Below are 12,970 nucleotides of genomic sequence, written 5' to 3' on the forward strand. Positions count from 1 at the left end.
GTCAGGAAATTTTATTCATTCCGCCAGTTTTGCATCAGTCCCGAAGGAAACTCATTCAGTGATCATCCTTTTATTACTTTGTATTTGGTAATATTAATAATTTCTGAGTGAATGGTTCGTGCCCGGCCAAGTGTATTAAATAAGAACGCAATTTCAATGTTTGCTTCCGGATTTGACCAGTTCGACGTATCAAAACTCCCGCCGATGTTCTTCAATTTCCACTCTCTGATGAAGTTGCATACAATCACTTCCTGATTGACACTTTGAGCGCATTGACCTCTATTTTTCCAGAATATCTCTTCAATTTTATTTCGATCCTGCCCAACGAATAGCTCGCTTGCAAGAGAGTTGAATTTTAATCTGTCAATGCGACCAACGCCGATGGAGCCACTGCTGTGCCCTGGGGTGAGATTTATATCCGAATAGGACTTGCGCAATAGATCTGATAAAACGTCATTATCCAGAACGGAAAAATCATCCGCGGCCAGTGGCATGCATCCAGCCAATGCCGCAACAAGCGCTAATGCTGCAAATGTGGCGCTTCGATTTGTCACGCCTGGCGCGCAAATTTGATGACGAACGATTTCCATAATATCTATCCAGAAGTATAAAGTGATTATATTGATCAAAATTTGCAGAATCTACGCGTTTTTCCGCTTCATGGAAGTCGACAATGGCGACCCGGAAGCAACCCTTGAACACCATCACGTCCTCAATGCAAGCTCGACGACCGAACTGGTGATGGAGGAGGCGATCAAAGCACGCCGGACGCGGCTGCGTTAAAGAAAGTTGCAGGTGTCTGGAGGCAGCGCCCAGACATCCAGGCGTACGGCGTGGATTACAGAGGGAACTCAGGCATGAACAGCGGATCTGGTTCCTTGCGACCCCAATATGCTGATCGGCTTGAGCATAGAATATGTGCAAGCGCTCCGGAACTTGCGCACTGGGATAATCCAGCTATCAGCGCGATCATCTGTCATCATTCCATGACTATCGCGCATGGTCGGCCAACACCAGCACCGGCCCGCTCGCCACCAGCACCATTTCGCGCACCATCAGGTTCAGGCGCATCTGCACCGCTTCCCGCAGCGGTCCCTGGATCGGCTTGAAGCCGAACATCTTCAGCACCGCCTGCACGATTTCTTCCTGGCTGGCGCCAAAGTGGCGTTCCACCACCTCGATGATGGCCACCTCGATCTCCTTTGGCGGCAGCATGTCGGCGCGGCGCAGGCCATCCGACTCCACGAACGTGCGGTCGCGTACCGTGACCGGGCTGCCCGGCTTCCACACGAAGCCGTTCAGGCGCGCCACCAGGCCGCTGGCGACGGCCGCATCGACCGCTTTCTCGGTGGCCGCTTCCATGCGCGAGCCGACCCGCTGCAAGCCCCAAGCCTTGCGCAGCCGGACCACGATTTCGTCGAGATGGACCGGGCCCTCGATATAGACGATCTGTTCGACCAGGTCGACCAGCACCTCCAGCGGCGCTTCATGCAGTTCATAGTCGCCGCTCGGCCGCACCATGCTCGCTTCCACGTAGCGGTTGCGCCGCTGCGGCGCTTCTTCCACCGGGACGATCGCCACTTCCGTCACGATCTCGCGCTCGATGCGTACACTCTGCGGCGGTGGCGCCTGGTGCAGTTTTTTACTGTCCTCGGCGCGCGCGTCGAGCGTCTTGCGCGCCTCATGGATCGCGGCGATCACGCGCGCAAGCTGCTCCTGCGGACGCTGGAACCAGTCAGTGCTCCAGATGCGGTGGATGATCCAGCCGTGATCCTCCAGCACTGCCTGGCGCAAGCGGTCGCGGTCGCGCGCGGAACTCGACGAGTGATACGCCGCGCCGTCGCATTCGATGCCGAGCAGGTAGCGCCCCGGGCGGTCCGGGTCGGGAATGGCCAGGTCGATGAAGAAACCGGCGATGCCGACCTGCGGATGGACCTCGAAGCCGCGTTCCTTGATGGCGGCCGCCACGTCGACCTCGAACATGCTGTCGTAATCGCGTGCGCTCCGGACGGCCACGCCGAGCTGCCCGGTGCGCGCATAGCGCAGGAACAGCTTGAACGCCTGCACGCCCTTGCCCTTGCCGCGTTCGAGGTCGATGTCTTCGTCGGTGATCGATGAAAACACTTCGCATCGGCGCTTTGCGCGGCTGATCAGCACATTCAAACGGCGCTCGCCGCCTTCCGCGCTCAACGGCCCGAAACGCATGTTGACCTGTCCGCTGGCGTTGCGCCCGTAGCCGACCGAAATGAGGATCACATCGCGCTCGTCGCCCTGCACGTTTTCGAGGTTCTTCACAAAAAACGGTTCGCTCGGATGCGACTGGAAAAAGCCTTCGGCGTGCTGGTTGGCGCGCCGCAGCAGCTCCAGCTGGTCTTCGATGGCCTTGCGCTGCACCACCGAGAAAGTGGCCACGCCCAGTGAATGCTGCGGCGTTTGCAGCGCGTGGCGCATGATGGCCTCGGCCACCGCCTTCGCTTCGGGCACATTGGTGCCCGTGTTGCCGGAGTCGAAAACGCCGTCGGTGACGTGCGTGAACTGCAATCCCATGCCCGCTTCCTGCGTGTAGGGGCTGGGCACGATGAACAGCTTGTTCTCGTAGAACTGGCTGTTCGACACGGCGATCAGCGACTGGTGGCGGCTGCGGTAGTGCCAGCGCAGCATGCGCTGCGGCAGGCCGCGCGCGGTGAACAGGCCCAGGATGCTTTCGATGTCGGCCACCTGCGCTTCGCCGCCGTCGGTATCCGTCTCGTCGCCGGCGTCGCTGGTCATCTTGGCAAAAAAACGGGTCGGAGGCAGCTGGCGTTCATCGCCCACCACCACCACCTGGCGGCAGCGCGCGATCGCGCCGAGCGCGTCGACCGGCTGGATCTGGCTGGCCTCGTCCATCACCAGCAGGTCGAACGTGAGCTGGCCGGGCGGCAGGAACTGCGCCACCGACAAGGGGCTCATCATGAGCACCGGTTTCAACGCCTGGATCGCCGGCGCCGCCTTGAGCATGAGCTGGCGAATCGGCATGTGTCCGCGCCGGCGCGCCATTTCGCCGCGCAGCACGCCCAGCGGGCCGATGGCGCCGCCACCTTGCGGAATGCGCTTGAAGTGGGCACGCGCCACTTCGATGCTGGCCGCGGCGATGCGCTGCAAGTCCAGTTCCACGAATTGCCGCACTTCGCTGTCGTGCACCTGCCCATCGAACGTGGCCAGGGCCGGTTCGGCGCGCACCTGGGCCGCATACAGGGCCTCGAAATAGCTCATGTTAAAGCACGCCGGCGCCGCGCCAGCGGTCAGGCGGCCGCTTTCCATCTCGTCGACAAAGCGGGCCATGCCCATCAGGCGCGCCTTGCCGCTGCGTTCGCGCCAGGTGACCCAGCGCGACAACTGTTCGGCGTGCGTGATCCATTGGCCGAAGTGCACCAATATGTCGGCAATCGGCACCTGCGCGATGCTGTCGGCGCCGAACAGCGAATGGGCGTCGGTGCACAGGGTCTCGAACAAGCCGGCGAGCTCGTTGTTCCAGGCGATACAGGTCTGTTCCAGAACGTGGGCGCGCCGCAGCGGCAGATCGCGCTCGTCGTGGCGCGCCACCATCGCCGGCAAGGCCGGATTGGCGGCGATCCACTGCGCCGCGCCGACCAGGAACGGCCAGTCCGAGGCCGCGCCTTGCCAGTGCGCGCCGAAGGCTTGCTCGCCCAGCACGCGCGCGCTGTCGATGCTGGCCGACAGGCGCTGCGCGCTGCTCAGGGCGTCGAGCACCGGCAGCAGGTCCGACAGGCGCGCCGGCCGGAACGCCAGTGCGCTGCGCACCGTGCCCAGGGCGCCGTCGATGGCGGCGACAAAGGTGCCCACCGCCGACAGGTCGGCATGTTCGACCGTCAGGATGTCGGGGAACATGTCGCGGATCGCCGCGCCGCAGTCGTTCCAGCAGTCGCGCAGCAGGGTCAGTGTGTTCTCGAGCGAGCGCTGGACGTGGTTCACGCGCTCGCCCAGGGCAGGGCGGTCTGTCACGCTGGCGGCGATCAGGCGCGGTTCCGGACCCATGCCGCGCAGGGTGCGCATCCACGCTACCAGGGCGCGCAGCGGGACCGGGGACGAGCGCTCGGCGCGCCAGTCGGTGCCGAATGCGGCGCGCCCGAGCTGGTCGTTCTCGCGCAGAAAACGCATGGTCTGCTGGCCGGCGGACAGGCGGTCCAGAATGTCGATCTGGCTGGCCAGGTCGATGTCGGGCACGCGCAGCACCGATTTGACCAGGCCATTGGCGCGGCGCCAGTCGTCGCGCAGAAAGCGCAGCATGCTGTTGCCGTGGATGGCCAGTACCTGGCGCACGCCGGTCAGGTCGGCCTCCCAGGCGTAGTCGAGGACCTTGTTCTGCAGGTAGGCACGCGCTTCCTGCAGCGACGCCACCGCCTCGGCCAGATCGGCGGCCTGCTCGATGCCGTGATCCCAGACGCTGGCGGCAAGCACCTCGGCGCTGACATCCGGCGCGCAAGCGATGCGCTGGCCGAGCACGAGGGCCTTGCCGATGTCGGCCAGTGTGCCGGTACGCGCGGACGCGCCCAGGTGCTGGCGCAGTCGTTCGGTATCCTGCAGCAGCGCCGGCAACTGGCCCGCCAGGCGCGCGATGCGGCCGAACGCGTCGTCGCTCATCCCGGCCGGCAGGGGACGCAGCGCCAGACGCGCCGGTTTCAGGTCCATCGTCCAGGCGGCAGGGGAGACTTTGCCGTCCAAAAAAGTGAGCAGCTGCGCGTATTGCGCACCCAGCTCCACCAGATTGGCCAGCTCCTCGCGCTGCGTGCGCCATACCGGCGACGAGAGGGCTTGGCGCGACAGGCGCGGCGCACTGGCAACCCGTTCGGCCATGTCGGCGATGCGGGAAAAATCGTCGCAGCTGTCCGGCGGACCCATGTCGAGCGAGGTGGCAAGCCCGCTCTGGCTGGCCGCCAGTTCCGACAAGCCGGTGCTCGACTGCGCGATGCGCTGGCCCAGGCGTTCCATTTCGGTGGGCGAGATATTCGTCATGCGCACGCCGCGCCATGGGTGCTGCGACGGCAGGCCCATGTCGGCGAGGCGCTGCGCCAGTTCGCTCACCAGCTGGTAGCGCTGCGCGCGTTCGTCCGGGGTCCAGGTTTCCGGGTGGTCGAACGCATCCTGCAGCGGGGCGACGCGCTGGCGCTGCAATTCGGTGATGTGGCCGATGACCTGATAGGGCGTCAGGCGCGCCACCGGGTGCGGCGCGTGCATGCGGTCCGCATGGCCGTTGAGGGTATCGCGCGCCAGCTGCAGGCGCGCGTTGAGCGTGGCGGGCAGTTCGCCGCGCGGCGCGCCCAGGTCGGCGGTGCGGCGCAGTTCTTCCAGCAGCACGCGCTTGTTGGCCTTGTTGCTGTGCAGTTCAAGGCAGGCGTCGCCCACGCCGGCATGATCCAGGCGGCGCTTGACCACGTCCAGCGCGGCCATTTTTTCGGCCACGAACAGCACGCTCTTGCCGTCGGCGACGGCCGAGGCGATGATGTTGGCGATGGTTTGCGACTTGCCGGTGCCGGGCGGGCCCTGGATCACCAGATTGCGCCCGCTGCGCACATCGTGCACGGCCAGTGCCTGCGAACTGTCGCAGTCGACGATGTGCAGCAGGTCCGCTGGCGCGATCACGGCGTCGATCGGGGTGCCGTCCGGGATCGTCAAGGCGTTGCTGGTAAAGCCGTCCGACAGCAGGCCGCGCATCAGCGGCTGGCCGAGCAAGCCTTCCTGCACCGGCCACACGGCCGGATCGAGGTCGCGGTACATCAGGAATTTGGCGAACGAGAAAAAGCCCAGCACGACGTCGTCGGCGAGGACGCGCCAGTCTTCCTTGGATGCGACGGCGCGCGCGACTTCGCCGATGTAGGCGGCAGGATCGAAGTCGTCGCCGGCCTCGAACGGCGGCAGGGTGATGCCGTGCACGCGGCTGAGGAACGCTTCGAGCGAGAGGTTGGCCGACAGTTCTTCCTGGCGCCAGCGCAGCTTGAACTGTTCGGCCGCATTGCCGCGCTGAAGACTGACCGGGATCAGGATCAGCGGCGCATAGCGGATATTCCTGGCGTTGGCCGGGTCGATCCATCTCAGGGTGCCGAGCGTGAGGAACAGGATGTTGACGCCCTGTTCTTCTTCCAGCGTGCGGGCGTCGTTGCACAAGTCGAGCAGGCGCTTTTGCAGGCCTTTCGAGGTCAGCCTGGTTTGCAGCTTGGTGTCGTTATGGCGCAGCATGACGCCACGCTCGTCGACGGCGTCGTCGGGCTGGGCCAGTTCGTCGAGCACGTCGGCATCCTGCTCCAGCTCGGCCGCGCCACCCGGGTAGGCCGCGCTGCGCCCTGGCAGGAAGGTGAGCGGGCGGTTTTCCGTCACCAGCATGCGGAAAATGTCGCTGGAACGCTCGTCGGTCACGTCGATGATGCGGGTCGCCTTGGCCGAGCGTGGAATGTTCAGCAGCCGGTTGCGCGCCGACAGGTCGAGCAGTTCCATGCGCGCGCGTTCGAGCTTGTCGTGCGCACTGAGGTTGCCGTCAAGGAACTCCGAGAGTTTTTCCGGCGCCGCGTCAGGCGCTGCCCCGTCAGGTTTTTTGGCCAACAGATCGGTCTTCTTGTTCTCAGCTTCACTCATGAATTAATACTCGCGCCGATCCGGTTTGATTTCCTGCAAGATGGTGGTGGCGATTTCTTCGATGGACTTGGTGGTCGACGACAGCCAGCGGATGCCTTCACGCTTCATCATCAGCTCGGCCTCGTTGACTTCGTAGCGGCAATTTTCGATGGACGCGTACTTGCTGCCGGCGCGCCGCTCATGGCGGATTTCCGACAGGCGCTCCGGCGTGATGGACAGGCCGAAAATCTTGTCGCGAAACGGCGGCAGGGACGACGGCAGCTTGCCGCGCTCGAAATCGTCGGGAATGAGCGGGTAGTTGGCGGCTTTAATGCCGTACTGCATCGCCAGATACAAGCTGGTCGGCGTCTTGCCCGAGCGCGATACGCCCACCAGGATCACATCGGCCGAGGACAGGTTCTTGTGCGACTGGCCGTCGTCATGCGCCAGCGAGAAATTAATCGCCTCGATGCGGTTCTTGTACTCCTGGCTGTCGACAATATTGTGCGAGCGGCCGATGGTGTGGGTCGACTTGACGCCCAATTCTTGTTCCAGTGGGGCAACGAATGTCTGGATCAAGTCCATGTGCATGCCGCGCGACTGGCGGATCACGTTCGACAGGTCGGGCTTGACCAGGGTCGAGAACACGATCGGACGCTGGCCGTCGGTGGTAAGCGCTTCGTTGATCTTGCGCGCCGCGTCGTAAGCCTTGTCGAGCGTGTCGATGAAGGGCAGGCGTACCTGGCGGAAACGCATCTCGAACTGGGTGAGGACGGCGTGGCCGAATGTCTCTGCGGTAATACCTGTGCCGTCGGAAACGAAAAAAACCGTACGGGCGGAGGTGGGCAGGGGTGGGCGTGGTTCTGTGGTCATATTTGTCGTGTCGGCTTCCTGTGCTGCCAATGTTTCAAGTTGTGCGCTGTAAATTCGCGGCGCAGGCTGTAAAATGCTCTGCAACGCTCAATTGTGCGGCACGACCCAAAGAATAACAAGAAAACATAGTCAGCCCCGCCTAGCGAACAGATTTCTACTATCAGTAAGGGTGTTTGTTATGACCAACTTGTCTACCGCAGCATTGAAGGAACCGGATCGCACCGGTGTGTACGTCGCATCGTTCGAGACATTACGCATGACGGATGTGGAATCCGTCGGCGGAAAAAATGCCTCCCTGGGCGAAATGATCAGCCAGCTCGCTGGTGCCGGCGTACGCGTGCCGGGCGGCTTTGCCACCACGGCCGACGCCTTCCGCGACTTCCTCGCGCATGGCATCGACGGCGGCCCGTCGCTGGGCGACCGCATCGCGACCCGCCTTGAGGGCCTGAACATCGACGACGTGCGCTCGCTCGCCGTTGCCGGCGCCGAGATCCGCAAATGGATCGTCGAAACGCCATTCCAGGCCCGCCTGGAAGAAGAAATCCGCACCTTCTACGCGCGCCTGGTGGCCGATTCCGAAGTCGAAATGTCGTTCGCCGTGCGTTCGTCCGCCACTGCGGAAGATCTGCCCGACGCCTCGTTCGCGGGCCAGCAGGAGAGCTTCCTGAACGTGGTCGGCATCGACAACGTGCTCGAAGCCATGAAGCACGTGTTCGCGTCGCTGTACAACGACCGCGCCATCTCGTACCGTGTGCACAAGGGCTTCACCCACGCCGAAGTGGCTCTGTCGGCCGGCGTGCAGCGCATGGTGCGCTCGGACCTGGGCGCCGCCGGCGTCATGTTCACCATCGATACCGAATCCGGCTTCAAGGACGTGGTGTTCGTTACCTCCAGCTATGGCCTGGGCGAGACGGTGGTGCAGGGCGCGGTCAATCCCGACGAATTCTATGTGCACAAGCCGATGCTGGAACAGGGCAAGTCGCCTGTCATTCGCCGCAATATCGGTTCCAAGCTGCTGAAGATGGAATTTACCAACGAGGCCAAGGCCGGCCGCTCGGTCAAGACCGTCGACGTGCCGATCGAAATGCGCAACCGCTATTCGCTGGACGACGCCGAAGTGGTGGAGCTGGCCAAGTACGCCGTCATCATCGAAAACCACTACGGCCGTCCGATGGACATCGAGTGGGGCAAGGATGGCCGCGACGGCAAACTGTACATCCTGCAGGCGCGTCCCGAGACCGTCAAGTCGCAGCAAAAACCGACCGACGCGCAGCAGCGCTTCAAGCTCAAAGGCAGCGGCACGGTGCTGGCGCAGGGCCGCGCCATCGGCCAGAAGATCGGCGCGGGCCGCGTGCGCGTGATTCACGATCCGTCCGAAATGGAACGTGTGCAGCCGGGCGACGTGCTGGTGGCCGACATGACCGACCCTAACTGGGAACCGGTGATGAAGCGCGCTTCCGCCATTGTCACCAACCGTGGCGGGCGTACCTGCCACGCCGCGATCATCGCGCGCGAACTGGGCGTGCCGGCCGTTGTAGGTTGCGGCGACGCCACCGAGACGCTCAAAGACGGCATGCTGGTGACCGTGTCCTGCGCCGAAGGCGACGAGGGCATGATCTACGACGGCTTGCTGGAAACGGAAGTGTCGGAAGTGGCGCGCGGCGAACTGCCGCCGATCGCCACCAAGATCATGATGAACGTCGGGAACCCGCAGCTGGCGTTCGACTTCCAGTCGATCCCGAACGGCGGCGTCGGTCTGGCGCGTCTTGAGTTCATCATCAATAACAATATTGGTGTGCACCCGAAAGCGATTCTCGAGTATCCGAACATCGATGCAGATCTGAAGAAAGCGGTGGAGTCGGTCGCGCGCGGTCATGCCTCGCCGAAGGCCTTCTACGTCGACAAGCTGGCCGAAGGCATTGCCACGATCGCCGCGGCGTTCTGGCCAAAGCCGGTGATTGTGCGCCTGTCCGACTTCAAGTCGAACGAGTACAAGAAGCTGATCGGCGGTTCGCGTTACGAGCCGGATGAAGAAAACCCGATGCTGGGCTTCCGCGGCGCCGCGCGTTACCTGTCGCCCGATTTCGCCGAGTCGTTCGAGATGGAATGCGCCGCCATGAAGCGCGTGCGCAACGACATGGGCCTGACCAACGTCGAGATCATGGTGCCGTTCGTGCGTACGCTCGGCCAGGCTGAAAAAGTCGTCAATCTGCTGGCCAAGAATGGTCTCAAGCGCGGCGAAAATGGCCTGCGCCTGATCATGATGTGCGAAGTGCCGTCGAATGCGATCCTGGCCAACGAGTTCCTGCAGCACTTCGATGGTTTCTCGATCGGTTCCAACGATCTGACCCAGCTGACCCTGGGCCTGGACCGCGATTCGGGCATGGCTTTGCTGGCAGCCGATTTCGACGAGCGCGATCCGGCCGTCAAGGCGCTGCTGTCGATGGCGATCAAGGCGTGCCGCGATCAGGGTAAGTACATCGGCATTTGCGGCCAGGGACCATCGGACCACCCGGATTTTGCGGCGTGGCTGATGGGCGAGGGCATCGAGTCGATGTCGCTCAATCCTGATTCGGTGATCGATACCTGGCAGAAGCTCGCCGCGCTGTAAAACCGGTCTTCATACGCTGAACCGCCGTTCCTGCCGTTGCCAGGAGCGGCGGTTTTGCATTTGCGGGTCATCATTCAGTAGTTGACTCTTCTCCAAAACCCGCTAGACTAAGCGCATTAAAGTTAATCCAACAAGACCATTATAAATACTGACTTTCTAACAAATTCTCACCCTCGTCGTCCATCCCGGGCCACGGGGGTTTTTGCTTTTTATAACCTGGAGGAGTGTTATGGCTGACTGGACGTGGTGGCTGGCGCTGGCTGGCGCACTGGTAATTTTTGAACTTTTCACGGGCACGTTCTACATCCTGATGATCGCCGTTGGGGTGGCGTGCGGCGCCATCGCGGCGCTGATGGGCTACGGCCCATCGGGCCAGCTCCTGACCGCCGCCGTCGTCGGCGTGATCGCCACCGGGCTGCTGCACCGCAGCCGCTTCGGCGCGCCCGGGCGCCAGAACACCGCGCGCGATCCGAACGTGAACATGGACATCGGCCAGAGCGTCAACGTCGACACCTGGAGTGAAGGCAAGGCGCGCGTGATGTACCGCGGCGCGCCGTGGGATGTGGAACTCGGTCCGGGCGCACTGGCCGAAGCGGGCAGTTTCCGGATCGTTGAAGTGCAGGGCAGCCGCCTGATCGTCTCTAACAAATAAATAACAACAAACTGAAAGAGGTAAGCTATGGAAGTTTTCGGAGTGATGACAATCGTTCTCTTCATCGTGGCGCTGGTGTTCGTCTTCAAGACCATCAACGTGGTGCCGCAGCAGCACGCCTGGGTCGTCGAACGGCTCGGCAAATACCATGCGACCCTGGCTCCGGGCCTGAACATCGTGGTGCCGTTCATCGACCGCATCGCATACAAGCACATTCTCAAGGAAATTCCGCTCGACGTGCCGCCGCAGGTCTGCATCACGCGCGACAACACGCAGCTGCAAGTGGACGGCATCCTGTACTTCCAGATCACCGATCCGATGCGCGCCTCGTACGGCTCGTCGAACTACCTGGCGGCCATCACGCAACTGGCGCAAACCACGCTGCGCTCGGTGATCGGCAAGATGGAACTCGATAAAACCTTCGAAGAGCGCGATCACATCAACATCACCATCGTCAACGCCATCGACGAATCGGCTGCCAACTGGGGCGTGAAGGTCTTGCGCTACGAGATCAAGGACCTGACGCCCCCGGCGGAAATCCTGCACTCGATGCAGGCCCAGATTACCGCCGAACGCGAAAAGCGCGCCCTGATCGCCGCCTCCGAAGGGCGCAAGCAGGAGCAGATCAACATCGCCACCGGCGAGCGTGAAGCGGCGATTGCCCGCTCCGAAGGCGAGAAGCAGGCCTCGATCAACCGCGCCGAGGGCCAGGCCAAGGCCATCGTGGCGCTGGCCGAAGCGAACGCCGAAGCGTTGCGCCAGATCGGCGCCGCCATCCGCGAGCCGGGCGGGCAGGAGGCGGTCAACCTCAAGGTGGCGGAGCAGTACGTGGATGCGTTCTCGGAGCTGGCCAAGACCAACAATTCGATCATCGTGCCGGCCAACCTGGGCGAGATGAGCGGCTTGATCGCCAGCGCCATGCAAATCGTCAAAACCCAGAAGTAAGGAGCGGCCATGCGCGTGATCGTCATCACCGGGAGTTCGGACGGCATCGGAGCCGAAGTGGCGCGCCAGCTGGCGGCGCGCGGAGGCGCCGGCGTGGCGCTGGTGCTGGCGGCCCGCAACGGCGCCATGCTCGATGCGGTGGCCGGGCAGTGCCAGTCGCTCGGCGCGCAGACGCTGTGCGTGCCGACCGATGTATCGGTGCAGGCCGAGTGCATTGCGCTCATTGGCGCGGCGGTGGCGCGCTTCGGCCGCATCGATGCCCTGATCAACAATGCGGGACGCTCGGCGCACGCCTTGTTCGAGGAGGTGCAGGACCTGGGCTGGTACGAAGACTTGATGCGCGTGAACCTGTGGGGCAGCGTGTGGTGCACGCACGCGGCTCTGGCGCACCTGAAGGCGACGCGCGGCAGCATCGTGGCGGTATCGTCGCTGTCAGGGCTGGTCGGGGTTCCGGGGCGCACTGCGTATGCGGCGACCAAGTTTGCCATGGCCGGTTTTTTCGAATCCTTGCGCGCCGAATTAAAAGGCGCGGGAGTGAGCGTGACGACCGCGTATCCGGGCGTGGTGACCACGCAGATCCGCCATCGCGGCTACAACGCGGCGGGCCAGCAACTGGGCAAGAGCAGTTTGAAGGAAGAAGGCGCGATGTCGGTGGAGGAGTGCGCACGCCTGATCGTCGACGGCATGGAGCGGCGCAAGCGCGAGGTTGTGATGACCGCCAAAGGCAAGGTGGGGCGCTTTCTCAAGCTGGTTGCGCCGGGGATAATTGAGAAGATGGCGTTGGCGGCGGTAAAGGAACCGTAGCTGGCGGGAATGTAAGCGGAAATTCGCGCGTACTGCGCGAATTTCGGCATCATAGCGCGAGCGATCATGCTCCCAAGTTGCCTCCGTTTACGGCAGTCATCTCGTCGGTCATATCGACGCCGTTACCGGGGCCTGAATTCATCAGATACGCGGCATAGCTTCCGACGCCATCGTAGATCAAAGTTGTTAGAAAGCGTATCGCAAATTTACGAGCACCCCCGGATACTGCTTCAATGTCGCTTGCACTCATCTCTTCCATTGCTAGCTCCTTAAGTCGCTTATCGGGTGATAAGAATCTCTATCCTAGGTTTGGAAGTGCCGAGCAGTATTGATATGGGAAATCATGTTGTTCAATAACCCGTATTAAGAGTCAACGTTGACCATTGTTTTGATAGTGATCAACGCGGTGCTTATTCATGGAAATGCTGTCTGGTAATCGACCGCCCTAAATGCGAGGATACGGCACGTCACTTACTTTA

General features: G+C 62.5%; 9 protein-coding genes. 5 read left to right on the forward strand and 4 right to left on the reverse strand.

All coding sequences use genetic code 11. The features are described 5' to 3' along the window. Positions 1-62: 62 nt before the first annotated feature. A complete protein-coding gene (locus RBA40_RS10260) occupies positions 63-590 on the reverse strand; it encodes a hypothetical protein (RefSeq protein WP_306647803.1) in 528 nt (175 codons plus the stop codon). Positions 591-612: 22 nt separating this feature from the next. Here RBA40_RS10260 and RBA40_RS10265 point away from each other — a divergent pair, with 22 nt between their 5' ends. Further along, positions 613-783, forward strand: a complete 171-nt coding sequence (locus RBA40_RS10265; protein WP_306647804.1) for a hypothetical protein — start codon at positions 613-615, stop codon at positions 781-783. Between the two features lie 207 nt (positions 784-990). On the opposite strand, the gene RBA40_RS10270 is transcribed toward RBA40_RS10265, so the two are convergent. Together RBA40_RS10270 and ppsR are read right to left on the reverse strand one after the other, a co-directional pair. After that, the gene (locus RBA40_RS10270; protein WP_306647805.1) at positions 991-6,627 is read right to left on the reverse strand and encodes a DUF3320 domain-containing protein; all 5,637 of its coding nucleotides are present in this window, start codon (positions 6,625-6,627) and stop codon (positions 991-993) included. 3 nt (positions 6,628-6,630) lie between these two features. After that, on the reverse strand, positions 6,631-7,479 hold the full coding sequence (gene ppsR, locus RBA40_RS10275; RefSeq protein ID WP_306647806.1) for a posphoenolpyruvate synthetase regulatory kinase/phosphorylase PpsR: 849 nt from the start codon (positions 7,477-7,479) through the stop codon (positions 6,631-6,633). Positions 7,480-7,657: 178 nt separating this feature from the next. Here ppsR and ppsA point away from each other — a divergent pair, with 178 nt between their 5' ends. The 4 genes from ppsA (at position 7,658) to RBA40_RS10295 (ending at position 12,491) form a co-directional block, all read left to right on the forward strand. Beyond that, complete coding sequence (gene ppsA / locus RBA40_RS10280) at positions 7,658-10,090, forward strand: phosphoenolpyruvate synthase (protein ID WP_306647807.1); 2,433 nt, start codon at positions 7,658-7,660, stop codon at positions 10,088-10,090. 229 nt (positions 10,091-10,319) lie between these two features. Next, a complete protein-coding gene (locus RBA40_RS10285) occupies positions 10,320-10,742 on the forward strand; it encodes an NfeD family protein (protein ID WP_099878224.1) in 423 nt (140 codons plus the stop codon). A gap of 45 nt (positions 10,743-10,787) precedes the next feature. Beyond that, positions 10,788-11,687: an SPFH domain-containing protein gene (locus tag RBA40_RS10290; protein WP_370663827.1), complete on the forward strand. Its 900-nt coding sequence runs from the start codon at positions 10,788-10,790 to the stop codon at positions 11,685-11,687. Between the two features lie 9 nt (positions 11,688-11,696). Further along, positions 11,697-12,491 carry an SDR family oxidoreductase gene (locus tag RBA40_RS10295; RefSeq protein ID WP_306647808.1) on the forward strand — a complete coding sequence of 265 codons (795 nt, stop codon included), beginning with the start codon at positions 11,697-11,699 and terminating at the stop codon, positions 12,489-12,491. A gap of 64 nt (positions 12,492-12,555) precedes the next feature. On the opposite strand, the gene RBA40_RS10300 is transcribed toward RBA40_RS10295, so the two are convergent. Beyond that, entirely contained in the window at positions 12,556-12,750 is a 195-nt protein-coding gene (locus tag RBA40_RS10300) for a hypothetical protein (protein WP_306647809.1), read from the reverse strand. Between the last annotated feature and the right edge of the window lie 220 nt (positions 12,751-12,970).

This window comes from Massilia pseudoviolaceinigra (genome assembly GCF_030846505.1).
GTDB classification, from domain to species: domain Bacteria; phylum Pseudomonadota; class Gammaproteobacteria; order Burkholderiales; family Burkholderiaceae_D; genus Telluria_A; species Telluria_A violaceinigra.